A 25,307-nucleotide genomic window follows, 5' to 3' on the forward strand; every position below is an offset into this window, starting at 1 on the left:
TAAAATATTTGAAAAAAATGATTGACAGGCGTATCTTGTTGTGCTATAGTGAAGAATGCTATATTATGGCAAGATATGCCTATTGTCTTTTGACAGTAAGGGTCATGTTATAATAAATATAAAGAAAAAACAGGGGTGAAACGTCAATGGAAAAAAACAGAATTCGTTCTGTAAAAACTGGAAAAAGCATGCGTATGAGCTTCCAGAGGCAAGAAGAAGTCCTGGAAATGCCGAACCTGATCGAAGTCCAGAGAGATTCTTATAAATGGTTTCTTGATGAAGGACTGAAAGAAGTCTTTGATGACATTTCTCCGATTGCAGATTACGGCGGAAAGCTCAGTCTGGAATTCATCGACTTTACATTTGACGAGAAGGATGCGAAATATACCATCGAGCAGTGTAAAGAACGTGACGCAACTTATGCCGCACCTTTGAAGGTTCGAGTGAGACTGATTAACAAAGAAACAGGGGAGATCAACGAACACGAGATTTTCATGGGAGATTTACCTATTATGACAGTTACCGGTACCTTTGTCATCAATGGTGCAGAGCGTGTAATTGTCAGCCAGTTAGTACGTTCCCCTGGAATCTATTATGCCATCGCACATGATAAGCTGGGTAAGAGACTGTTCTCCAGTACTGTTATTCCTAACAGAGGAGCATGGCTGGAATATGAAACAGATTCCAATGATGTATTTTATGTTCGTGTAGACAGAACCCGTAAAGTTCCGATTACAGTTCTGATCCGTGCACTGGGTGTGGGAAGCAATGCTGAGATCACAGAGCTTTTTGGTGAAGAGCCAAAGATCCTGGCAAGCTTTACCAAGGATACATCTACTAATTATCAGGAAGGGCTTCTTGAATTATACAAGAAAATCCGCCCGGGTGAACCGCTTGCTGTAGAGAGTGCAGAGAGCCTGATCAATGCTATGTTCTTTGATCCGAGAAGATATGATCTTGCTCATGTTGGACGTTATAAATTTAATAAGAAGCTTCATCTTAACAGAAGAATTGTGGGCCATAAGCTGGCAGAGGAAGTTGTAGACCCATCCACAGGAGAAATCCTGGCAGAAGAGGGCGCAGTAGTTACCAAGGAACTGGCAAATGTGATCCAGAACAGTGCTGTTCCTTTTGTATGGATTCTGGGCGAAGAAGACCGCAGAATCAAAGTCCTTTCCAACTTAATGGTTGATATCCGTCATTTCCTTCCGGAGATCGAAGACCCTAAGAAGCTTGGGGTTACAGAATTAGTATACTATCCTGTATTGAAGACTATTCTGGAAGAAAATGATACATTAGAAGACAGAATCGCAGCAGTTTACAGAGATATCCATGATCTGATTCCGAAGCATATTACAAAGGAAGATATTTTTGCTTCTATTAACTATAATATGCATCTGGAATATGGCCTTGGAAATGCAGATGATATCGATCATCTGGGTAACCGTCGTATCCGTGCGGTAGGTGAGCTGCTTCAGAACCAGTACAGAATCGGTCTTTCCAGACTGGAACGTGTGGTTCGTGAGAGAATGACAACTCAGGACACTGAGAGCATTTCTGCTCAGTCCCTGATCAATATTAAACCTGTAACTGCAGCAGTGAAGGAGTTCTTCGGTTCTTCCCAGCTGTCACAGTTCATGGATCAGAATAACCCTCTGGGTGAGCTGACCCACAAGAGACGTCTGTCAGCCCTGGGACCTGGTGGTCTGTCACGAGACAGAGCCGGATTCGAGGTTCGAGATGTCCATTATTCTCATTACGGAAGAATGTGCCCGATCGAGACTCCTGAAGGTCCTAACATCGGTCTGATCAACTCCCTTGCATCTTATGCGAGAATCAATCAGTACGGATTTATCGAAGCACCTTACCGTAAGATCGACAAGACAGATCCTAAGAATCCTCGTGTAACAGACGAGGTTGTATATATGACTGCAGATGAAGAGGATAATTATCATGTAGCACAGGCCAACGAGCCTCTGGATGAAGAAGGACATTTCGTTCACAAGAATGTATCCGGTCGTTTCCGTGAAGAGACTCAGGAGTATGAGCGTCATATGTTTGATTACATGGACGTATCTCCTCGTATGGTATTCTCCGTTGCTACTGCCCTGATTCCGTTCCTGCAGAACGACGATGCTAACCGTGCGCTGATGGGATCAAACATGCAGCGTCAGGCTGTGCCGCTTCTGACAACAGAAGCTCCTGTGGTTGGTACAGGTATGGAAGTAAAGACAGCGGTTGACTCCGGTGTCTGTGTAGTTGCGAAGAAATCAGGTACTGTACTTCGTTCTACCTCTACAGATATCAGCATCAAGAATGATGATGGTACAAAGGATGATTATCATCTGACAAAATTCCTGAGAAGTAACCAGAGTAACTGTTACAACCAGAAGCCAATCGTGTTCCAGGGAGAGCATGTAGAGGCAGGACAGGTTATTGCAGATGGTCCTTCTACCTGCAATGGCGAGCTTGCCCTTGGTAAGAACCCCCTGATTGGATTCATGACCTGGGAAGGTTACAACTACGAGGATGCTGTACTTCTGAGCGAAAGACTGGTTATGGATGATGTTTATACATCTATCCATATGGAAGAATATGAATGTGAAGCCCGTGATACCAAGCTGGGACCGGAAGAGATCACACGTGATGTTCCTGGTGTAGGAGATGAAGCACTGAAGGATCTGGATGAGCGTGGTATTATCCGTATCGGTGCGGAAGTACGTGCCGGTGATATCCTTGTTGGTAAAGTTACTCCTAAGGGAGAGACAGAGCTTACAGCAGAAGAGAGACTTCTCCGTGCAATCTTTGGTGAGAAAGCACGTGAAGTACGTGATACTTCTCTGAAAGTACCTCACGGTGAATACGGTATTATCGTAGATGCCAAGGTATTTACAAGAGAGAATGGCGATGAGATGTCACCTGGTGTAAACCAGTCCGTACGTATCTACATCGCACAGAAGAGAAAGATCTCCGTTGGTGATAAAATGGCCGGACGTCACGGTAACAAGGGTGTTGTTTCCCGGGTACTTCCTGTAGAAGATATGCCATTCCTTCCCAATGGACGTCCTCTTGATATCGTGCTGAATCCTCTGGGTGTGCCTTCCCGAATGAATATCGGACAGGTGCTGGAGATCCACTTAAGCCTTGCTGCGAAAGCACTTGGATTTAATGTTGCAACTCCTATTTTCCAGGGTGCAAACGAGAATGATATCCAGGATACACTGGAACTTGCAAATGACTATGTAAACACAGAAGACTTTGAAGAGTTCCGTGAGAAATATAAAGATATTTTAGCACCGGATGTAATGCAGTATCTGGATGAGAACAAAGCCCACAGAGCACTGTGGAAGGGTGTTCCGATCTCCAGAGACGGTAAAGTGCGTCTTCGTGACGGACGTACAGGCGAGTATTTTGACAGCCCTGTAACTATCGGTCACATGCACTATCTGAAACTGCATCACCTGGTTGATGATAAGATCCATGCACGTTCTACTGGTCCATACTCTCTGGTAACACAGCAGCCACTGGGTGGTAAAGCTCAGTTCGGTGGACAGCGTTTCGGTGAGATGGAGGTTTGGGCACTGGAGGCTTATGGTGCATCCTATACACTGCAGGAGATCCTGACAGTGAAATCTGATGATGTTGTTGGTCGTGTTAAGACATACGAAGCAATTATCAAAGGTGACAATATTCCTGAGCCGGGTATTCCGGAATCCTTCAAGGTTCTCTTAAAAGAGCTTCAGTCTCTTGGTCTGGATGTGAAGGTGCTCAAGGATGACAATACAGAAGTACATCTTCTGGAATCTGTAGATTATGGCGATACAGATCTTCGCTCTGTTATTGAGGGAGAGTCAAGAAGACATCACGACAGAGAAGAAGACTACGGCAAACATGGCTATACAAAGCAGGAGTTTGACGGTGAAGAGCTGGTTGACATCGACGAAGATGAAGAAGATGTGGATGATGACTTCATAGAGCTGGACGAAGCTTTTGAAGATGATGACGAAGAGTAAGAAAGGGGAAAGTATACATGGCAGCAACAACTAACGCCAATGAAACATATCAGCCAATGACTTTCGATGCCATCAAGATCGGACTGGCGTCCCCTGAGAAAATCAGAGAGTGGTCAAGAGGCGAGGTTTTAAAACCTGAGACCATTAACTACCGTACCTTAAAGCCGGAGAAAGACGGACTTTTCTGCGAAAGGATCTTTGGACCGAGTAAGGACTGGGAGTGCCACTGTGGAAAGTATAAAAAGATTCGTTATAAAGGCGTTGTCTGCGACAGATGTGGTGTAGAGGTTACAAAATCTTCTGTTCGTAGAGAGCGTATGGGTCATATCGAGCTGGCTGCTCCGGTATCCCATATCTGGTATTTCAAAGGAATTCCGTCCCGTATGGGTCTGATCCTTGACATTTCTCCGAGAACTCTGGAGAAAGTCCTTTACTTTGCAAATTATATCGTACTGGATCCGGCTGATTCCGGACTCCAGTACAAACAGGTGCTTACAGAGCGCGAATACCAGGATGCCCGTGAATCCTTCGGAAACAATTTCCGTGTAGGTATGGGCGCTGAATCTATCAAAGAGCTTCTGGAAGCAATTGATCTTGAAAAAGATTCTGCAGAACTGAAAACTGAATTAAAGGATGCTACAGGCCAGAAACGTGCCAGAATCATCAAACGTCTTGAGGTTGTAGAATCCTTCCGTGAATCAGGAAACCGTCCTGAGTGGATGATCATGACAGTGATCCCTGTAATCCCGCCGGATCTGCGTCCTATGGTTCAGCTGGATGGTGGACGCTTTGCTACATCTGACTTAAATGATCTTTACAGAAGAATCATCAACCGTAATAACCGTCTGAAGAGACTTCTGGAATTAGGCGCACCGGACATTATCGTCCGTAACGAGAAACGTATGCTTCAGGAAGCAGTAGATGCCCTGATCGATAACGGCCGTCGTGGACGTCCTGTAACAGGTCCTGGAAACAGAGCCCTGAAATCTCTTTCCGATATGCTGAAAGGTAAATCCGGACGTTTCCGTCAGAACCTTCTGGGTAAACGAGTTGACTATTCCGGACGTTCCGTTATCGTTGTAGGACCGGAACTTAAGATTTACCAGTGTGGTCTTCCGAAAGAAATGGCCATTGAGCTGTTCAAACCTTTCGTTATGAAAGAGCTTGTTGCCAACGGAACTTCACACAATATTAAGAACGCCAAAAAAATGGTTGAGAAGCTGGAGCCTGCTGTATGGGATGTTCTGGAAGATGTTATCAAAGAACATCCGGTTATGCTGAACCGTGCACCTACACTGCATCGTCTTGGTATCCAGGCATTCGAACCAATCCTTGTAGAAGGTAAAGCAATCAAACTGCATCCACTGGTTTGTACTGCGTTCAACGCTGACTTCGATGGTGACCAGATGGCCGTACATCTTCCGCTTTCACAGGAAGCTCAGGCAGAGTGCCGTTTCCTTCTGTTATCACCGAACAACCTGCTGAAACCTTCTGATGGTGGTCCTGTAGCCGTTCCTTCACAGGATATGGTACTTGGTATCTACTATCTGACTCAGGAAAGACCTGGAAACAAGGGTGAAGGTAAATACTTCAAGAGTATAAACGAAGCAATCCTTGCCTATGAGAATAAAGTAATCACACTGCAGTCCAGAATCCATGTGCGCTGCAGCAAGACAATGCCGGACGGAACTGTTCTGACCGGTACAGTAGAATCTACACTTGGACGTTTCCTGTTCAACGAAATCCTTCCTCAGGATCTTGGTTTCGTAGACAGAAGTATTCCGGGAAATGAACTTCTCCTTGAGGTTGACTTCCTGGTAGCTAAGAAACAGCTGAAACAGATTCTTGAAAAAGTTATCAATACTCACGGTGCTACAAAGACTGCTGAGGTTCTTGATGCGATCAAAGCTACAGGTTACAAGTATTCTACACGTGCAGCCATGACCGTTGCCATTGCCGATATGACCGTTCCGCCTCAGAAACCGGAAATGATCCAGAAGGCACAGGATACTGTTGACCTTATTACAAAGAACTACAAACGTGGTCTTATCACAGAGGAAGAGCGTTACAAAGAAGTTGTTGATACATGGAAAAAGACTGATGATGAGCTTACACATGCTCTGCTGTCCGGTCTGGATAAGTACAACAACATCTTTATGATGGCTGACTCCGGTGCCCGTGGTTCCGATAAACAGATCAAACAGCTTGCAGGTATGCGAGGACTGATGGCCGATACAACCGGTCACACCATCGAGCTGCCTATCAAGTCAAACTTCCGTGAAGGTCTTGATGTACTGGAATACTTTATGTCTGCCCATGGAGCACGTAAAGGTATGTCCGATACAGCTCTTCGTACAGCCGATTCAGGATACCTGACAAGACGTATGGTTGACGTTTCTCAGGATCTGATTGTACGTGAGACAGACTGCTGCGAAAACAGAGATGAAATCTCAGGTATGTATGTAGAAGGTTTCGCAGATGGTAAAGAAGAGATTGAAGGACTTCAGGAACGTATCACAGGTCGTTTCTCCTGTGAGACAATTAAGAATAAAGACGGCGAAGTTATTGTAAAAGCCAACCATATGATCACACCAAAACGTGCTGCCCGCATTATGAAAGAGGGCGTGGACAACCAGACAGGCGGATCTATCGAGAAAGTTAAGATCCGTACGATCCTTACATGTAAATGTAAAGTTGGTATTTGTGCAAAATGTTACGGTGCGAACCTTGCAACAGGTGAAGCTGTTCAGGTTGGTGAATCTGTCGGTATTATCGCTGCTCAGTCTATCGGTGAGCCTGGTACACAGCTTACCATGCGTACCTTCCACAGTGGTGGTGTTGCCGGTGGAGATATCACACAGGGTCTTCCCCGTGTTGAGGAGCTTTTTGAGGCAAGAAAGCCAAAAGGTCTTGCCATTATCACAGAAATTCCTGGTGTTGCTGTTCTTAATGACACCAAGAAGAAACGTGAAGTTATTGTTACAGATCCGGAGTCAGGTGAATCCAAGACTTACCTTATCCCATACGGATCCCGTATCAAGATCACAGACGGACAGATGCTTGAAGCCGGTGACGAGCTTACAGAAGGTAGCGTAAATCCACATGATATCCTGAGAATCAAGGGTGTCCGTGCAGTTCAGGATTACATGATCCGTGAAGTACAGCGTGTATACCGTCTCCAGGGTGTTGAGATCAGCGATAAGCATATCGAGGTTATTGTTCGCCAGATGCTGAAGAAGATCCGCATTGAGGACAACGGAGATACAGAATTCCTTCCTGGAACACTGGTTGACTTCCTTGAATATGAGGATGTTAATGAGCAGATGGAAAAAGAAGGCAAACGTCCTGCAGATGGAAAACAGGTTATGCTTGGTATTACCAAAGCGTCTCTTGCTACCAATTCCTTCCTGTCAGCTGCTTCCTTCCAGGAAACAACGAAGGTACTGACTGAAGCCGCAATCAAGGGTAAGGTTGACCCATTGATCGGTCTGAAAGAGAACGTAATCATTGGTAAACTGATTCCTGCAGGTACAGGTATGAAGCGTTACAGTGAAGTACGACTGAATTCTACAATGCCGGAGCCGGAACCAGAAGTGGAAATCGAAGAGGAACAGACAGAGGAAGAGGCTTCAGATGAGAATCAGACAGATGATGAGCTGATCACAATGGATGAAGATTTTTCTGAGGATGGAGACCTGGATGAGGAAGCTTCTGAAGAGGAATTTGAAGATACAGATGAATCTGAAGATGCAGATGAATCTGAGGATAATGAATAATCATTGGGTAATACGCAAACTGTGAAGCAATTGAACAGTTGCGCATGATATAAACAGGGATGATTCATGAATGGAGGAGTTATCTCATAGGGTATAATGTCCTGTGAGGTAACTCTTTTTTTGATTTGGTTAAAGATAAAAATACAAAAAAGTCTGATTTATCTGTTATAATAAAAAACAAAAACCAATAAATGCAAATGATCAGAGTAAAGGAGGTGCAGTATGGATAAGGAACTTCCGGTTTCCGCATGGCCGGAGTGGAAGATAGTTGAGAAGATTGGAGAAGGGTCTTTTGGACAGGTATATAAGGCTCAACGTACAGAGAGAGGCAAGTCTTTTTATTCTGCTATTAAAATCATCAATATTCCAGGCAGTCAGAGTGAGCTGAACAGTGTGCGTTCCGAGACTGGAAATGACCAGGCAGCCAGAGAGTATTTCCAGAATCTGGTTGAGGAGTGCATCCAGGAAATTGGTACTATGGAGTATTTCAGGGGAAATTCTTACATTGTTTCTGTAGAGGATTTTAAAGTGATGGAATACCTGGATGCCATTGGTTGGGAAATTTCCATCCGCATGGAGTATCTTACAAGTTTTCTGGACTACTGTGCAGAGAAGCAACTGCAGGAAAAAGAGGTAATCCAGATGGGGCTGGATTTAAGCAAGGCTCTGGGATATTGCAGAAAGCTTCATATCATTCACAGAGATGTAAAGCCTGAGAATATTTTTGTATCCAGATTTGGAGATTTTAAGCTGGGAGATTTTGGAATTGCCCGTGAACTGGAGCGGACTATGAGTGGATTTTCTAAAAAGGGAACCTATTCTTACATGGCTCCGGAAATGTATAAGGGAGAAAAATATGACAGCAGAGTAGATATTTATTCTTTGGGGATCGTGCTCTATAAGCTTATGAATCACAACCGGCTTCCGTTTATGAATCTGGAGAAGCAGTTTATTACTTACCGGGATAAGGAAAATGCTCTGAATAAAAGAATGTCAGGAGAGCAGATGGATCCCCCTGCAGAAGCCGGAAAGCTTTTTGGACAGATTATTCTGAAGGCCTGTGCATTTGACCCTGATGAACGTTACCAGACACCGGAGGAATTTTACCGGGCTCTGGATGACCTGAAGAATGGACGGATTCGTAACCTCCAGTCTGTTGGCACAGTAAATGTGGCAACCGCTGAAGACAGGCAGGCAGCACAGAAAGCTGTAGTACAGAAAATGGCAGTAAAAGAAACTGACAGAGATGCAGAGCTTCAGAGCTCTATACAGTCAGCCAGGGCAACAGCAGCAAGACGCCGCCGCCGTAAAAGAGAACAGAGATTTCGCAGGGGACTGGTGGTCACTGCTGTACTTCTGGCAGTTCTTATCCTGGCAGGAGTATATATAAAATTTAACAGAGACAGTACGGGAGACAATTCCGGAAACAGTGGAGTGTCTGTGCTGGATACTGATAAAAACAGTTCTTCTGATAACAATTCAAAGAGTTTTAATACTGCCTTAGCTACGATCAAGGATCAGGCAACAACGATCACGGATAACCTGAATTCCTATGACTGGGTAGGATCGGAGGGAACAGTACTTCGATATCTGCGACGGATATCTACTACTCAGAATGATGATGGAGATGTAGAGATAGAAAGTGAATGTATGAAAGCACTGGTGTACCCGGCTCAGTCAGCTGAGGGAAAATACGAAGAGTATTTTTACTGGGGCGAAAAGCTGTTTTTTGCATATATATGGTATGACGAGACTTCTGAGTACTATTATTATGATGATGGAAAGCTCATTCGTTGGATTGATTCTGATGGAAAGGCTCATGACAACGAGACAGATAACGAGGAATATACAGCAAGAGGAGAGAAGTATTGGAAGAATTCACTGAAAGCGTTGAAGGGAGAGGGAACGAAAACAGACGATGATGTATCAGATTGAGTATGCATATACCTGCCATATGGGCAGGGTTCGTGCAAACAATGAGGATAATCTTTGGTGCTGCGGAGAATCGCTCCCGGCAGATAACCAGGGTATGGAGGGAGTACATTCCCAGATCGTCTCCGGCCTGAAGACACCGGCAATGGCTGTATTTGACGGTATGGGCGGAGAAAGCTGCGGAGAGATGGCGGCATTCCTGGCTTCTGACGAATTCGGAAGATATTATCGTGCCAACAGGCGGACTTTGCGCGATATACCAGAGTTATTTATTGATGGCGTATGTGAGAGTATGAATCAGGCAGTATGCAGATATGCAGCAGAAAATCACATACAGAGTATGGGTACTACCCTGGCAATGACTTTATTTACACCGGAATCTATGTTTGTGTGTAATCTGGGAGACAGCAGGATTTATTTTTCTGATGAGAAAAGCTTTCGCCAGGTATCAACAGATCATATTTTGGGAAAATCGGGGCTTGGAAAAGCACCTCTGACTCAATATCTGGGTGTACCAGAGGAGCAGCAGAAGCTGGAGCCGGCAGTTCTGGAAATAGAGCACAAAGAGGGAAACCGATATCTCTTGTGTTCTGACGGAGTGACGGACATGCTTTCTGATGGAGAGATTGCGGATATCCTTTCACGGAAAAACAGCCTTAGGGAGACGGTGGAGCTTCTTTTGGACCGGGCTCTCCAAAAGGGAGGAAGAGATAATGCAACAATTATACTCTGTGAAGTCCAGAAGCAGGAGTTGAAGGGTAAATTCAAGGCGTGGCTAAAAAGCATAAAAGAGAAAAATGAGGGGTGAGACAGCATGAAGAATCGTATGCAGGATCTGGATTTTGAACAGACAGTAGCATTTGACAAGGTGCAGGATTATGAATTTACCAGAAGAGCGGCCCAGCGTTTTCGACAGGTAGTGAGTCTGGACAGCTTTGAAGATGAGGATGCGGATGTGATTTTCCATTATCTGTACAAGGAGATGGAGCTGGTTTCCTTTGGCGACCATTTGAAACGGTACATCTATGAGAGGGCAGAACTGGAAGAACCTTTTTCCGAGGTACCTCAGGAGGTATACAGAGATATTATACTGGACTCTTTTAAAGAAACTTTTACTCCCAAGTCCATGAATCCTACTACTACCAAGTTGTCTGCGCTGGTAAATAATTGGCTGAATCAGGCTTCTGTAAAGCGAGAAACGGTATTTCTTCTTGGATTTGGACTTCGGATGACTGCTGAGGATGTGTCAGATTTCCTGACCAGGGTACTACGAGAGCAGGATTTTGACTTTCATAATCCGGATGAGGTAATCTACTGGTACTGTTACAGTACTCAGCAGGGATACCGCAGTGCAGAAGAGTTGAAAAAGAAATATGCGGGGCTACAGCCTGTGGCTATGGAGAATTCCCAGGTGCTCTGCAGTGGTAATCTGTGCCTGGATACGGAGGAGAAGCTGCTAGATTATCTGGCCCGTCTGAAAGCCAAGAGAGATGATCCCATGTCCGAGAGGAGCCAGGCCTTTCAGGAATTCAGCAGGCTGCTTTATCATGCAAAACAGATCATTGCAGGATTATATCAGCATGATGAGGAGGAGAAAAAAGGGGATAAAGTGTGGACAGCGGAGAAAATTACTCCTTCTGATGTGGAAAAGGTGATCTGTAGTGGGATTCCCATCAATAAAATGGGGAATCTGAAAAAGATGTCTGCTTCTATTCTGGCCAGACATTTCAGCCAGAAGCGATTTAGCAGGCAGAGGATTACGAATATCCTCAGCCATAAATTGCCGGTGGAACGATTTGATTTGATTACCTTAGAGTTTTTTATCGTATCTCAGGAAATGGAGGATGATGATCCTTTTAACAGATATAAGCATTTCCTTGATGAGATTCAGAGCATTCTGCTCAGATGCGGAATGGGTGAGATCTATATTGTAAATCCATATGAATGTTTTCTTCTTATGTGTCTCCTCACAGACTGTCCACTGGCAGTATTTGCGGAGATCTGGGAAAAGTCTTATGAGGAGGGAGAGGCCGAGAGTTGAGCCTCTCCCTTTTTTTTGAGATGCTTCGAGCAATAGATACTGAGAAAAGCTGTTCAGCATAGAAATATGTCATGGGATGTATGATGTGCATTTCGCAGAAAAATGCCGATGACATTCTTGAATTATACATAATAACTAAAAATCATATAGACAAATTGTGAAACATATCAGAAAAGTAAAAATGAGACTTTTTTTACTTGACGATGAATCGTTTCAAATATATAATTAAATCATAAAATGAATCGTTTCAGATTTTGAACGGAACAGCTAAATGGAGGATACAAAATGATATTAAACGTTGAAAAACCGTATATTTGGCTCCCGGTAAGCAAGAATGCACCGGAGAGAAAATTGCATTTTTATATAGAAGGAAAAAAAATCCAGGAGATTGATATTCATCTTGGAAAAACAGATTGTGAATTTTACGGATGCTGGGATGCTTCTGCATTCTTAGGAAAAGATCTGCAGATAGAGGGTGCAGACAAGGAACTTCTGGAAGGAATTTTCTGTTACGGGAAACCTTATGATAATGTATATCCTTATCGCCCGAAACTGCATGCTGCACCTGCAACAGGATGGCATAATGACCCCAATGGTATGGTTTATGCAGATGGATTTTATCATCTCTATTATCAGTGGAATCCATATGGAAGTATGTGGGGAAATATGCAGTGGGGTCATGTAAAGAGTAAGGATCTCTATCACTGGGAACAGGAAGGACTGGCTATTGCACCGGATGAAACAGGAACTGTTTACTCCGGCTGCGGAATTCAGGATAAAGATAATCTGGCAGGCTATGGCGAAGGAGCTTTGTTGTACTTCTATACAGCTGCAGGCGGCAGAAATCAGTGGTCTGTGGATGCAGGAAATCTGTTTACCCAGAGACTGGCGTATTCTACAGATGGAGGAAAAACTCTTCAGAGATCAGAAAAATTCTGTATGCCGCATATTGTAAATGAGAACAGAGATCCTAAGGTTTTTTATCATAAAGAAAGCAAAGCATTTATTATGGTATTATACCTGGACGGATATGATTTTGCTGTCTATCGCTCAACAGATCTGCTGAACTGGGAGGAAACCCAGAGAATTTCAGAGCCTGGAATGTGGGAGTGTCCGGATCTTCTTGAACTGGAAGTTAAAAATGTGCCAGGGGAAAAGAGATGGGTATTCTGGTCCGCAGATGGTTACTATATGACCGGAGAATTTGACGGGTATAAATTTAAACCTGACGGATGCCGTAAATCCGGGTATAGCTCTGTACTGCCCTATGCAGCTCAGACATTCAGTGGCGTAGATGACAGGGTGATCAGTATGGCATGGCTCCGTATGAAGAATGACAGAGGAAATTACAGAGGACTGATGTCCCTTCCTACAGAATTATCCCTTGAAAAAGAAGACAATGACTATAAAATCTGTTTTGCACCTGCCAAAGAGCTTGAGAATCTGGAAGCGGGATGGTATGATAGTCTAAAAAGCACAATTTCTCCTGAAGGACAGGCATGCAAGATCGTTCTGACTCCGGAAGCAGGTACTAAGGGAGAGTGGAGACTGACAATAGGAAGGCTGAGACTGACAGTGGATTTCTATAGCAATATCCTGAGTATTGAGGATACAGAAACACATGTATATTATATGAGGGAAGGAATCTCAACAGAACAGGAAATCAGCTTCATTTTTGATCAGGAAGTTATTGAGGTATTTGCAGAAAACGGAAAGGTATATGGCGCAGCGGAAACAGAAGAGAATATTCTGGGTATGGACTGGGAAGTTTTCAGAACAGAAGATTTAAAAGTTTCAGAAAAAATGTGTCTGTATAAATAAAGATTTTTACCGGATCAGGTAAGAATCCTGTTTCAACTATAGTCTGTCCGGATGAGAAACATGAGCGCAGATCGCGAAGCGTCTGCGTTCATGAGCATATAGTGGAAGTAGATGATCTTGTCCGTTTTATAAGCGATATACAGTAAAAAATATCAGGAGTTGTATATGGTAACAATAAAAGATGTAGCACAGGATGCAGGGGTGGCTGTTGGAACTGTTTCCAAAGTGCTGAACGGACAGCATGTAAGTGAGAAAAACAGAATAAAAGTAGAAGATTCTGTAAAAAAGCTTGGGTATCAGATGAACTTCTATGCCAGAGGTCTGAAGACAAAGAATACTTATACAATAGCGGTAATTGTACCTGAGATACTGAATCCTTTCTTTGCAGAATGGGTTTACTATATTGAACAGGAACTTTATAAGAACGGCTATAAAATGCTCTTATGCAATACACAGGGAATGCCTGAGAAGGAAGAATATTATTATCGTATGGCAGAGCAGAATAAAGTGGATGGCATTATCTGTGTTACATATCAGGATGTTGAGCCATATGTATCGGAAAATATCCCTCTTATCTCTCTGGACAGACATTTTCACAAAAAAGTAAGCTGTATCAGTTCAGATAACTATCATGGAGGAGAACTTGCTGCACAGAAAATGATTTCAACAGGAAGCAGACATCTGCTTTATCTGAGAAATGGGTCAGAGATTTCCGGAGAGACGTTGAAGCGGGGAAAAGGATTTAAGAGCTATTGTGATGCTCATGGAGTCTCCTGTGAAACATTAAATCTGGGAGATGATTTTGATCTGATCAGAGGAAAAACTTCTGTGGAAGAGGTATTGAGGAATTTTATCATATCTGCAAGAAAGACTGGAAAAATGAGGTACGATGGTATCTATACCAGCACAGATCTGCTTGCGAAAGCTTTACTGGAACAGCTGCAGTTTCTTGGCGTTGAAGTTCCGGAGGAAGTTCAGCTTGTGGGACATGATGGAATACAGTGGATGAACAGTGGAAAATATCTGGTATCAACAATTGTACAGCCGGTGCCGGATATGGCGCGAAAGAGCGTGGAGCTTTTACTAAAGAAAATAAAGGGAGAAGAGATTGAGACATTGACGATTCTTCCTGTTAAATTTGCAGAAGGAGGCACAACCCGTTAAGGGATGTGCCTCCTTCTTTTAGTCCAATCAAGTAAGTTCTTTACATTTATTCATTATAATATCCGTAGATAGCGCGTGCATCTGCGGCAATGGTGCTCTGGGCTGCACCGGTATCAGTAAGATCCTGAGACATGAAGCATATTACAAGGTCAATACCCTTGGCTGTGTCATAAATAATCGCTGCATCATTTTCAACAGTGTCCAGTTCTCCTGTTTTGTTGGCAGTCTGCACACCCTCCGGGAGATCAGCAGGAATCTTGTTTTTTCTTTGCTGCATTTTCAGATGATAATACATAGCTTCTGCATTAGGCAGACTGGAGGAATCAATAATTCCCTTGGAAATCTGATAGATTTTCTTCAAAAAGATGCCACAGTCTTTGGCAGAGGTATAGTTGTCACCATTTGAGTTGTCTGCCAGAAGAAGGCGGTTCATCTGCGTATCGTTGAAGCCATATTTCTGACAAAACTCGTTTACCTTCTGCATACCGGCACTGTTATCACCATTTCCCAGCCAGTTAACCAGGGTATTGGCTGCGTCATTATCACTGACAGTGATCATGGAGGAAATGTTGCTGTCTACAGTATCACCTCCGTGAGACTGAGAAATGGCATCGTAATTATCATAAACAGCACCCATGATGTAGAGTTTGATCAGGCTGGCAGCCTGCATGGGAGTGTTATTGATCACACCGTTGGAATCCTTGAGCAGATTACATACATAGACGGACCAGGTTCCGTTATCCTGTGGAAGGAGAGTCTTAACCTGACTGAGAAGGGAGTCCATGCTGCTGTCAGAGTTATCTGTAAAGGATTCATTGACGGCAGAGCTTTCATTGCTGCCGGAACCTTCATTTTCTGTAGTCTGCTGTTGCTTTTCCTGTTCCTTCAGCTGATCCAGCTGGTCTGCCTGGCTGATAAGGGTATTGGCAGAATCGGATATTTCTGTCACAGTATCAGAGAGCGTCTGAACTTTTTTCTGAAGGGAAGACAGGTGACTGAGAGAGAAGAAAGACAAAGCTCCCAGACCTGCCAGCGCAATCACCAGAACAATGATGACTACATACAAAAATATGGGTTTTTTTGGTTGATTATTATCGTCCATTAGTGTATTCCTTTCTGTTGTGTATACTTCTTTCTATTTTCTTTCTATACTGAAGCAAAATAAGCATCGATTCCATTGGCGATTCCTTCAACCATAGTCTGCTGGAACTGGGAATCGTTCATTTTGGTGTCATCATTCTGATTGGTCATAAAACCCATTTCCAGGATTGTTACAGGAACAGTGCTCCAATTAATTCCGGTCATAGTATCTGTGTACTGTATCCCCAGATTCTGAAAGCCTGTAGCCTGACAATAGGAATCCAGAATACACTGGGAAAGTCTGTTTGACTGATCAAAAAGAGAGGAAACATAAGGATTGCTCTGAGAAGGAGCCATAGCCAGGGCTCCGGATGCAGAAGAAGAATCCGTACCGTTTGCGTGAATACGGACATAGATCTCTGAACCCTGAGAGGCTGCATATTCAGCCCGTTCCTTGTTACTGATGGCAGTATCATTGTCAGTTCTGGTCATAACTACCCGGTAGCCTCTCTGTTCCAGCACATCTTTTAATTGAAGGGAAACATTCAGGTTCAACTGGTATTCGGGAATTCCGGTAAAGGAGCCACGGGTACCGGAAGTACATTTTGCCTTCATCTCTGAAGAACCAGGTCCAATGGGCTCCGGAGCACTCATATCCACATTTTCACCCTGATGTCCCGGATCAATTCCTACCACATGTCCGTTATCGGCAGAAAAGTTATCTGGTTCGGAAGCATCTGCCTGACTGAAAACAGAAGGCTTGGAGGTGGTCTCCTCTTCAGAAATATCTGCCTTTTCTTTTTCCTGCTTCTGTGATGCTGTCTGGGCTTTCTGTTTCAAATAGTTGATATTATTCTGAACTTCATCTACTGCAGCGGTATATTTTTCCTGGGCAGTCTGAAATTCCTTTTGCTTAGCTGTGATCTGTTCTGTCACGGTATCTACATCTTTTTCAGTGGCAATGATCTGCTCCGTGGTACTTTTGGTAAAGAAAAAGAGGGAGACAATGCACAAAAGTCCGGTGAGAAACAGTAATACAGCCATTATACTGGGCTTTTTCATAAAAAATCCTTTCTATAAATAATAAACCTTTTAAATGTTACTGCGTTTAGCAGGCAGTAACTTTTCTTTGTCTGTTATTATAATGAAGTGATTTGTAAAATGCAATCGTGTATCTATACTAAATTCATGCAAAAAGAAAGAAAAAATCTTGCAAAATACCTTGACAGCGCTTTCTGTAAAGGATATAATGAGCAAGCGTGCATAAGAAACGTTTAATTTTTTTGCGCGTAAATGCGAGAATAGCAACCGCAAGGCCCCATAGAAAAATCTATGGAGAAATAAATCGGGAGGTGAAATGGAATGCCAACATTCAACCAGTTAGTAAGAAAAGGACGCCAGACATCTGTAAAGAAATCTACAGCTCCGGCTCTCCAGAAAACATTCAACTCTTTAAGAAAGAAAGCAGTTGAACAGTCTGCACCACAGAAACGTGGCGTTTGTACAGCAGTTAAGACTGCAACTCCTAAGAAGCCTAACTCAGCTCTTAGAAAAATCGCCAGAGTTCGTCTTTCCAACGGAATCGAAGTAACAAGCTACATCCCAGGAGAAGGTCACAACCTTCAGGAGCATAGCGTTGTTCTGATCCGTGGTGGAAGGGTTAAGGACTTACCTGGTACAAGATACCACATCATCAGAGGTACTCTTGATACTGCAGGTGTTGCTAACAGAAAACAGGCCCGTTCTAAATACGGCGCTAAGAGACCTAAAAAGAAATAATTGAGAAGGCTCTCAAAAAGCAACTGATCTCATTGTTTGAGACAGCAAATATGAATTAATGAAATCGAAAATTCACGAATAAACTATGAATCGAATTTGTACGGTATTCCATATACCCTGCCGGTTGCGGGTTAAATATAGGACCTTACCAGTGCGAACATGCAATAGTTATCTGCGTGAGTACCGATGATTTAATCACAATGATTAAGGAGGGAAGTAACGTGCCACGTAAAGGACATACTCAGAAAAGAGACGTTCTGGCAGATCCAATGTACAACAATAAAGTGGTTACCAAACTTATCAATAACATCATGTTAGACGGTAAGAAAGGTGTAGCACAGAAAATTGTTTACGGTGCATTCGCCAGAATCGAAGAAAAAGCTGGAAAACCAGCACTTGAAGTTTTCGAAGAGGCTATGAACAACATCATGCCACTTCTTGAAGTAAAAGCTAGACGTATCGGTGGTGCTACTTATCAGGTTCCGATCGAGGTAAGAGCAGACAGACGTCAGGCACTGGCTCTTCGCTGGTTAACAATGTTCTCTCGTAAAAGAGGCGAGAAAACAATGGAAGAAAGACTTGCAAATGAGCTTTTAGATGCAATGAACAACACAGGTGCATCCGTTAAGAGAAAAGAAGACATGCACAAGATGGCTGAGGCAAATAAAGCATTTGCTCACTATCGCTTCTAATATAGGAGGAAAATCCATTGGCTAAAGAGGGAAGAGAATATCCATTAGAGCGTACCAGAAATATTGGTATTATGGCTCATATCGATGCGGGTAAAACAACTCTCACAGAACGTATCCTGTATTATACAGGTGTCAACTATAAGATTGGTGATACTCATGAAGGTACTGCTACCATGGACTGGATGGAACAGGAGCAGGAGAGAGGTATCACAATCACTTCAGCGGCTACAACATGTCACTGGACTCTGGAAGAGAACTGCAAACCGAAGCCAGGTGCTCTGGAACATCGTATCAACATCATTGATACCCCAGGTCACGTTGACTTCACAGTAGAAGTTGAGCGTTCTCTTCGTGTACTTGACGGTGCTGTCGGCGTTTTCTGTGCTAAGGGTGGTGTTGAACCGCAGTCTGAAAACGTATGGCGTCAGGCCGACACTTACAATGTACCACGTATGGCATTCATCAACAAGATGGATATCCTTGGTGCAGACTTCTACGGTGCAGTAGAGCAGATCAAGACTCGTCTTGGTAAAAACGCAATCTGCTTACAGCTGCCAATCGGAAAAGAAGATGATTTCAAAGGAATCATTGACTTATTCGAAATGAAAGCTTACATCTACAACGATGAAAAAGGTGATGACATCTCCATCGTTGACATTCCTGAAGACATGAAGGAAGATGCTGAGCTTTATCATACAGAGCTCATTGAGAAAATCTGTGAGCTTGATGACGACTTAATGATGGAATATCTTGAAGGTGAAGAACCAACTGTTGAGAAACTGAAAGCAACATTAAGAAAAGCTACATGCGAGTGTACTGCTGTTCCGGTTTGCTGTGGTTCTGCTTACAGAAACAAAGGTGTTCAGAAACTTCTTGATGCTATCCTTGAGTATATGCCGGCTCCTACAGATATTCCTCCAATTCAGGGAATTGATCTGGACGGTAACGAAGTAGTGAGACATTCTTCTGATGAAGAACCATTCTCAGCTCTGGCATTTAAGATTATGACAGACCCATTCGTTGGTAAACTTGCATATTTCCGTGTATACTCCGGTACAATGAATTCTGGTTCTTATGTACTTAACGCTACTAAGGACAAGAAAGAACGTGTTGGACGTATTCTTCAGATGCATGCTAACAAACGTATGGAACTTGATAAAGTATATTCCGGTGATATCGCTGCAGCAATCGGATTCAAATTCACAACAACCGGTGATACAATCTGTGACGAGCAGCATCCGGTAATCCTGGAGTCCATGGAATTCCCAGAACCGGTTATCGAGATGGCTATCGAGCCTAAGACTAAAGCTGGACAGGGTAAACTTGGTGAAGCTCTTGCAAAACTTGCAGAAGAAGACCCGACATTCCGTGCACATACAAATCAGGAAACAGGACAGACCATTATCGCTGGTATGGGTGAGCTTCATCTGGATATCATCGTTGACCGTCTCCTTCGTGAATTCAAGGTAGAGGCTAACGTAGGTGCTCCTCAGGTTGCTTACAAAGAAACAATCACCAAACCTGTTGATGTAGACAGCAAGTATGCAAAACAGTCCGGTGGTCGTGGACAGTATGGTCACTGTAAAGTTAAATTTACACCTATGGATGCCAACGGAGAAGAACTGTACAAGTTCGAATCCACAGTTGTTGGTGGTGCTATTCCGAAGGAATACATCCCTGCAGTTGGAGAAGGTATCGAAGAGGCTATGAAAGCTGGTATCCTTGGTGGATTCCCGGTAGTTGGTGTACATGCTAATGTATACGATGGTTCTTACCATGAAGTCGACTCTTCTGAAATGGCATTCCATATTGCAGGTTCTCTTGCATTCAAGGATGCTATGCAGAAAGCAGCTCCGGTTCTTCTTGAGCCAATCATGAAGGTCGAAGTTACTACACCAGAAGATTACATGGGTGACGTTATTGGTGATATCAACTCCCGTCGTGGACGTATCGAAGGTATGGAAGATATCGGCGGTGGTAAGATGATCCGTGGATATGTACCGCTTTCCGAAATGTTTGGATATGCTACAGACCTTCGTTCCAGAACACAGGGACGTGGTAACTACTCTATGTTCTTTGAGAAATATGAGCAGGTTCCGAAGTCTGTACAGGAAAAGATTCTTTCTAAGAAAGACTGATAATTATTGATCATCTGCAGTCTGTCGGTGTTTAAAGCCAGCAGACTGTAGGAGATATAAAATTACTGTCCGCTGTATTCTCAGTAATGTGTGGACTGTAATGATACAACAATTGGTAATGCAAGTTATCAAATTGTATAAAACACTTGCAAATATTTTGGTTATGCAATATAATCAAGGATAGCAAGTTTAAAACCGAAAAAGATGCTCTATAATAATATAAGAGCCAAAGTTTTAAGGAGGACGTTTTAAAATGGCAAAAGCTAAGTTTGAGAGAACAAAACCGCATTGTAACATTGGTACCATCGGACACGTTGACCATGGTAAAACAACTTTAACTGCAGCTATCACAAAAGTTCTGGCTGAAAGAGTTGCTGGTAACACAGCTACAGATTTCGCTAACATCGATAAAGCTCCGGAAGAAAGAGAACGTGGTATCACAATTTCTACAGCACACGTTGAGTATGAAACAGAGCATAGACACTATGCACACGTTGACTGCCCAGGACATGCTGACTACGTTAAGAACATGATCACAGGTGCAGCTCAGATGGATGGTGCTATCCTCGTTGTTGCTGCTACAGATGGTGTTATGGCTCAGACTAAAGAGCACATCCTTCTTTCCCGTCAGGTAGGTGTTCCTTACATCGTTGTATTCATGAACAAATGTGATATGGTTGATGATGAAGAACTTCTTGAACTGGTAGAAATGGAAATTCGTGAACTCTTAAGCGAGTATGACTTCCCAGGAGATGACATTCCTGTAATCCAGGGTTCAGCTCTTAAAGCTCTTGAAGATCCGAGCAGCGAGTGGGGAGACAAGATCATGGAACTTATGGATGCTGTTGACAGCTACATTCCAGACCCACAGCGTGACACAGATAAACCATTCGTAATGCCTGTAGAGGACGTATTCTCTATCACAGGTCGTGGTACAGTTGCTACTGGTAGAGTAGAGGCTGGTGTACTTCATGTATCTGACGAAGTTGAAATCGTTGGTATCAAAGAAGAAACACGTAAAGTTGTTGTAACTGGTATCGAAATGTTCCGTAAACTTCTTGATGAAGCTCAGGCTGGTGATAACATCGGTGCACTTCTTCGTGGTGTTCAGAGAAACGAAATCGAGCGTGGACAGGTTCTTGCTAAACCAGGAACAATCACATGCCATACAAAATTCACAGCTCAGGTTTACGTTCTGACAAAAGATGAAGGTGGACGTCATACTCCATTCTTCAACAACTATCGTCCACAGTTCTACTTCAGAACAACAGACGTAACAGGTGTTTGCAACCTTCCAGAAGGAACAGAAATGTGCATGCCTGGAGATAACATCGAAATGACAATCGAACTGATCCACCCAATCGCTATGGCTCAGGGTCTTACTTTCGCTATCCGTGAAGGTGGACGTACTGTAGGATCAGGACGTGTTGCTACAGTTATCGAATAATTTTAGCATAACATCTTAATTATATATATTGAGTACCGCAAGGTACATTGTGTCCAAACGTAAGATACCCCGGAACCGCAAGGTTTCCGGGGTTTTTCTGTTGGATCAGGAATACATGGATTATAAAAAATAGCAAATAGGAATAAAAAAGAAAAAACAGATAAAAATAATTGATTTATAAAAAGCAGTCTGTTAGAATATACATATGAAAAGGGAGTAGCTGGCCGATTTGGTTCACTTCTTCGTCAGGACAGTTATTGAAACATATAACTCGGAAAGTGATGAAACAGCGAGACTTTTACTGTGCATGCAGTAGGAGTCTCTTTTTTATACCTACTGCAAAATAAAATGAGGAAAGAGAGAAAAAAAAGATGTTTATGCAGGTTTTTATTTTGCTGGTAGGTTTTCTGTTTCTGGTGAAGGGAGCAGACTGGTTTGTGGAGGGGGCAGCCAGTATTGCAAAGAAGCTGGGAATCCCCCAACTGATCATTGGATTGACGATCGTAGCAATGGGAACCAGTATGCCGGAGGCAGCTGTAAGTATTACAGCAGGAATGAATAAAAATGCGGGTATTACAATCGGAAATGTGGTTGGAAGCAATATTCTTAATATTCTGATTATCCTGGGAGTTACGGTACTGATTACAAATGTGGCAATACAGAAATCTACATTTCTGTATGAAATTCCATTTATGATTGTGGTAACAATTGTGCTGATGATTTTCGGCATTACAGGATCGGAAGTAACTTTTGCAGAAGGTGTGATTTTCTGGATCCTTTTTCTGGCATATCTGGGATATTTGTTCGTAATGGCAAGAAAGGGAAATGATCAGGAGGATGGAGAAACAAAGGATTATCCTATATGGAAATGCCTTCTTCTGATGGCTCTTGGCGGGATTCTGGTTGTAAAGGGCAGCGATTTTGCAGTAAGCGGAGCTTCAGAAATAGCACGTTATTTTGGAATAAGCGAAAGATTTATCGGGCTGACGATCGTTGCACTGGGAACATCACTTCCTGAACTGGTTACATCTGTTACAGCTGCAAAAAGAGGAAATGCAGGAATTGCCATCGGAAACATTGTGGGCAGCAATATCTTTAATATTCTGTTTGTGATCGGTACCACAGCGCTTATCTGCACAGTTCCCTTTGAAAGTAAATTTATTATAGATACGGGGATTGCAATTTTGTGCGGAGTTATCCTCTGGCTTGGGACCTTCCGGCACAAAGAACTCCGAAAGCCATGTGGAATTCTTATGCTGTTATGTTATGCAGCATATTTTGTATATTTGTGTATGGTATAAGAAAATAGTTTGTTATTAATAACGTTCTTCTGTGTGTTGATCCCGGCAATAACAGAGGGACTTTTTTATATTATAGGAAATTACTTTGTAATGTTCCTATAATATAAAAAAGCCCTCCGGGCAGGATCGCACTGCGACGGAGAGGAATTATGTCGCTGAAGCGACCCGTCGCAGGCGGAGAATCCTGCAAGCAGGATTCTTTCTTGCGTAACGGAAAATAGGTTACACTTTTTCTGATAGTATGATAAAATAAAACCAATGTATGTCTGTAAATTATTTGCAGGTTAAAAGAATAAAGTGTTGGAGAGATAGAAAAAAATGAAATCCAGGAAGTGGACGATGCGGAAGGCTACGTTGGTATTGTGTATCAGCAGTGTGCTGTTTGCTTTATTATTGCAGACATTTCTGTTTCAGCAGTCACTGCGAAGACAGATACGGGCGGAAATTATATCAGATCATGAGATATCATTGAATAAGATGCAGACAGATCTGTCCAGCTTTATTCATACCATTCGCGGAGAAATGCTTACAATATACAGTGAACAGGATCTGATCAATGATATGCGCAGCGCAGCGGAACAGGATAGCAGTCTGAAGGATTATTACTGGAGAAGCTGGTATTTTGCGAGAAAACGTTTTACAAAAGAAGACCAGCTTCTGGCTATGTATCTGTATGATACAAAGGATCATCTGATCAGCAGTTACAGATATAATTCAGCTGCATACCCAAAGGATATTTACAAATCAGAAGAATATGATAACAATTCAGACAGAGTATATGATTATGTTCACGGAAAACGTACAGATCTGATGATCTCAGGATATCATAATCCAGATGCAAAAAAAGATATTGTCCGTCTGGTTTTAAAATTGCATAACTATGATGCAGACAGAAGCGGGCTGGGATATCTTGTATGTGATATCAACAGTGCAGCGTTTACTTCTATTATGTCTAAATATGTGGACGTAGAGCAGGTTTGCCTGTGGCTTCAGCCGTTGAATGACAGGGTGGTCGCAATGACCGGACAGGCATCAGACAGTCAGCGCAGAATCCAGAAACAGCTTGCAAAGGCTGTGGAAAACTATTATAAATCTACTAAGCTGGAGCAGGAATATGATGGAAACTATCTGATACAGGTTTCTCAGGAAAACTATAATCTGGAAGCTTTTGTACTTGTTTCACAGTCACTTCTTACAGCAACACAGAAGTCTTTGATCAGAACACTGCTGATCATAATGGCAGCCATGCTGCTGGCTATCACAATTATTGTATTGTTTTTATCCCAATGGCTGACAAAGCCGGTAGAGGAAATGAGCAGTACGATCACGCAGATCAAAAACGGAGAAACACAGTTACGTGTGCGTCCGGTAGGATGGTCACAGGAGCTTACGACTCTTGGTACGGAATTTAATGAAATGCTGGATCGTATGCAGGTGATGGCCCAGGAGGAGCTGCAGCATAAAATGCTGGTGGAACGTACGGAATACAAAATGCTTCAGGCACAGATCAATCCACATTTTCTCTATAATACTCTGGATACTATGAGTGGAATTGCAAATGCACAGAATTGCCCTATGGTAAGTGGCATGTGCCGTTCTCTGTCTGCGATTTTCCGTTACAGCCTGAATATGACAGACGAATTATCCACTGTGCAGAATGAAATGTCCCATGTGAGAAATTATCTTTATGTAATGGATGTGAGGAACGGTTCAACAGTTGCCTATGATTATCAGATAGATAGTGAGACACTTGCAGACCAGATGCCCCGTATCTGTATTCAGCCGGTTGTGGAGAATGCACTGACACACGGGCTGAGAAATGTCCGCCGCAAGGATAAGAAGCTTCTGATACGTTCGGAGCATGTGGGTGAGAATCTGGTGATCACAGTTCAGGATAATGGTGCAGGAATGGACGCAGAGGCCATGAACCGGCTGTTGGAACAGAACGATATGAAAAGGGTGGAATCCGGAATTTCCATTGGAATCCTTAATGTCAATGCGCGGCTGAAGAAGCTTTTTGGTGCGGGCTATGGACTACATATTGACAGTATAGTGGGAGAGGGGACAACTGTGACGATTACAGTCCCGGCCGCTTCTCCGGAAATATCTGACAATATATAATA

At 43.1% G+C, this 25,307-nt stretch carries 15 protein-coding genes; 13 read left to right on the top strand and 2 right to left on the bottom strand.

What is annotated here, in order from left to right:
• Nucleotides 1-146 precede the first annotated feature (146 nt).
• From rpoB to ACTNC6_RS06565, 7 genes are all read left to right on the top strand, one after another.
• Nucleotides 147-4,013, top strand: coding sequence for a DNA-directed RNA polymerase subunit beta (gene rpoB / locus ACTNC6_RS06535; RefSeq protein ID WP_019163100.1), 3,867 nt, complete (start codon nt 147-149; stop codon nt 4,011-4,013).
• Between the two features lie 17 nt (nt 4,014-4,030).
• A complete protein-coding gene (gene rpoC / locus ACTNC6_RS06540) occupies nt 4,031-7,789 on the top strand; it encodes a DNA-directed RNA polymerase subunit beta' (protein WP_441043535.1) in 3,759 nt (1,252 codons plus the stop codon).
• A 222-nt stretch (nt 7,790-8,011) separates the two neighbouring features.
• On the top strand, nt 8,012-9,724 hold the full coding sequence (locus tag ACTNC6_RS06545) for a serine/threonine protein kinase (RefSeq protein ID WP_441043536.1): 1,713 nt from the start codon (nt 8,012-8,014) through the stop codon (nt 9,722-9,724).
• Entirely contained in the window at nt 9,708-10,529 is an 822-nt protein-coding gene (locus ACTNC6_RS06550; protein WP_441033366.1) for a PP2C family protein-serine/threonine phosphatase, read from the top strand. Before ACTNC6_RS06545 ends, ACTNC6_RS06550 begins: the two co-directional genes overlap by 17 nt.
• Before the next feature lie 6 nt (nt 10,530-10,535).
• Nucleotides 10,536-11,762 carry a hypothetical protein gene (locus tag ACTNC6_RS06555; protein ID WP_441043537.1) on the top strand — a complete coding sequence of 409 codons (1,227 nt, stop codon included), beginning with the start codon at nt 10,536-10,538 and terminating at the stop codon, nt 11,760-11,762.
• A 285-nt stretch (nt 11,763-12,047) separates the two neighbouring features.
• Nucleotides 12,048-13,583 (top strand): glycoside hydrolase family 32 protein, encoded by a 1,536-nt coding sequence (locus ACTNC6_RS06560; RefSeq protein ID WP_441043538.1) that lies wholly within the window; start codon nt 12,048-12,050, stop codon nt 13,581-13,583.
• Between the two features lie 165 nt (nt 13,584-13,748).
• Nucleotides 13,749-14,747: a LacI family DNA-binding transcriptional regulator gene (locus ACTNC6_RS06565; RefSeq protein ID WP_441043539.1), complete on the top strand. Its 999-nt coding sequence runs from the start codon at nt 13,749-13,751 to the stop codon at nt 14,745-14,747.
• A 46-nt stretch (nt 14,748-14,793) separates the two neighbouring features.
• On the opposite strand, the gene ACTNC6_RS06570 is transcribed toward ACTNC6_RS06565, so the two are convergent.
• Together ACTNC6_RS06570 and ACTNC6_RS06575 are read right to left on the bottom strand one after the other, a co-directional pair.
• Nucleotides 14,794-15,849: a serine hydrolase gene (locus ACTNC6_RS06570; protein WP_441043541.1), complete on the bottom strand. Its 1,056-nt coding sequence runs from the start codon at nt 15,847-15,849 to the stop codon at nt 14,794-14,796.
• Nucleotides 15,850-15,893: 44 nt separating this feature from the next.
• A complete protein-coding gene (locus tag ACTNC6_RS06575; RefSeq protein WP_441043542.1) occupies nt 15,894-16,889 on the bottom strand; it encodes an N-acetylmuramoyl-L-alanine amidase in 996 nt (331 codons plus the stop codon).
• A gap of 300 nt (nt 16,890-17,189) precedes the next feature.
• Here ACTNC6_RS06575 and rpsL point away from each other — a divergent pair, with 300 nt between their 5' ends.
• The 6 genes from rpsL to ACTNC6_RS06605 all read left to right on the top strand — a co-directional run bounded on the left by rpsL (nt 17,190) and on the right by ACTNC6_RS06605 (nt 25,305).
• The gene (rpsL, locus tag ACTNC6_RS06580) at nt 17,190-17,606 is read left to right on the top strand and encodes a 30S ribosomal protein S12 (RefSeq protein WP_008705161.1); all 417 of its coding nucleotides are present in this window, start codon (nt 17,190-17,192) and stop codon (nt 17,604-17,606) included.
• Between the two features lie 221 nt (nt 17,607-17,827).
• The gene (gene rpsG, locus ACTNC6_RS06585; protein ID WP_020993199.1) at nt 17,828-18,298 is read left to right on the top strand and encodes a 30S ribosomal protein S7; all 471 of its coding nucleotides are present in this window, start codon (nt 17,828-17,830) and stop codon (nt 18,296-18,298) included.
• A gap of 17 nt (nt 18,299-18,315) precedes the next feature.
• Entirely contained in the window at nt 18,316-20,436 is a 2,121-nt protein-coding gene (gene fusA / locus ACTNC6_RS06590; RefSeq protein WP_441043544.1) for an elongation factor G, read from the top strand.
• Between the two features lie 253 nt (nt 20,437-20,689).
• A complete protein-coding gene (gene tuf, locus ACTNC6_RS06595) occupies nt 20,690-21,883 on the top strand; it encodes an elongation factor Tu (RefSeq protein ID WP_119234119.1) in 1,194 nt (397 codons plus the stop codon).
• Nucleotides 21,884-22,254: 371 nt separating this feature from the next.
• Nucleotides 22,255-23,184 carry a calcium/sodium antiporter gene (locus tag ACTNC6_RS06600; RefSeq protein ID WP_441043545.1) on the top strand — a complete coding sequence of 310 codons (930 nt, stop codon included), beginning with the start codon at nt 22,255-22,257 and terminating at the stop codon, nt 23,182-23,184.
• 318 nt (nt 23,185-23,502) lie between these two features.
• The gene (locus tag ACTNC6_RS06605) at nt 23,503-25,305 is read left to right on the top strand and encodes a sensor histidine kinase (RefSeq protein ID WP_441043547.1); all 1,803 of its coding nucleotides are present in this window, start codon (nt 23,503-23,505) and stop codon (nt 25,303-25,305) included.
• The last annotated feature ends 2 nt before the right edge of the window (nt 25,306-25,307 follow it).

The sequence above is a fragment of the Blautia sp. HCP3S3_C4 genome (genome assembly GCF_052064095.1).
Lineage (GTDB): Bacteria > Bacillota > Clostridia > Lachnospirales > Lachnospiraceae > Blautia_A.

What these genes read in the sequence shown, in the direction of transcription:
- rpoB (WP_019163100.1), top strand. Translation starts at nt 147, where the DNA reads ATGGAAAAAAACAGAATTCGTTCTGTAAAAACTGGAAAAAGCATGCGT.
- rpoC (WP_441043535.1), top strand. Translation starts at nt 4,031, where the DNA reads ATGGCAGCAACAACTAACGCCAATGAAACATATCAGCCAATGACTTTC.
- ACTNC6_RS06545 (WP_441043536.1), top strand. Translation starts at nt 8,012, where the DNA reads ATGGATAAGGAACTTCCGGTTTCCGCATGGCCGGAGTGGAAGATAGTT.
- ACTNC6_RS06550 (WP_441033366.1), top strand. Translation starts at nt 9,708, where the DNA reads ATGATGTATCAGATTGAGTATGCATATACCTGCCATATGGGCAGGGTT.
- ACTNC6_RS06555 (WP_441043537.1), top strand. Translation starts at nt 10,536, where the DNA reads ATGAAGAATCGTATGCAGGATCTGGATTTTGAACAGACAGTAGCATTT.
- ACTNC6_RS06560 (WP_441043538.1), top strand. Translation starts at nt 12,048, where the DNA reads ATGATATTAAACGTTGAAAAACCGTATATTTGGCTCCCGGTAAGCAAG.
- ACTNC6_RS06565 (WP_441043539.1), top strand. Translation starts at nt 13,749, where the DNA reads ATGGTAACAATAAAAGATGTAGCACAGGATGCAGGGGTGGCTGTTGGA.
- ACTNC6_RS06570 (WP_441043541.1), bottom strand. Translation starts at nt 15,849, where the DNA reads ATGGACGATAATAATCAACCAAAAAAACCCATATTTTTGTATGTAGTC.
- ACTNC6_RS06575 (WP_441043542.1), bottom strand. Translation starts at nt 16,889, where the DNA reads ATGAAAAAGCCCAGTATAATGGCTGTATTACTGTTTCTCACCGGACTT.
- rpsL (WP_008705161.1), top strand. Translation starts at nt 17,190, where the DNA reads ATGCCAACATTCAACCAGTTAGTAAGAAAAGGACGCCAGACATCTGTA.
- tuf (WP_119234119.1), top strand. Translation starts at nt 20,690, where the DNA reads ATGGCAAAAGCTAAGTTTGAGAGAACAAAACCGCATTGTAACATTGGT.
- ACTNC6_RS06600 (WP_441043545.1), top strand. Translation starts at nt 22,255, where the DNA reads ATGTTTATGCAGGTTTTTATTTTGCTGGTAGGTTTTCTGTTTCTGGTG.
- ACTNC6_RS06605 (WP_441043547.1), top strand. Translation starts at nt 23,503, where the DNA reads ATGAAATCCAGGAAGTGGACGATGCGGAAGGCTACGTTGGTATTGTGT.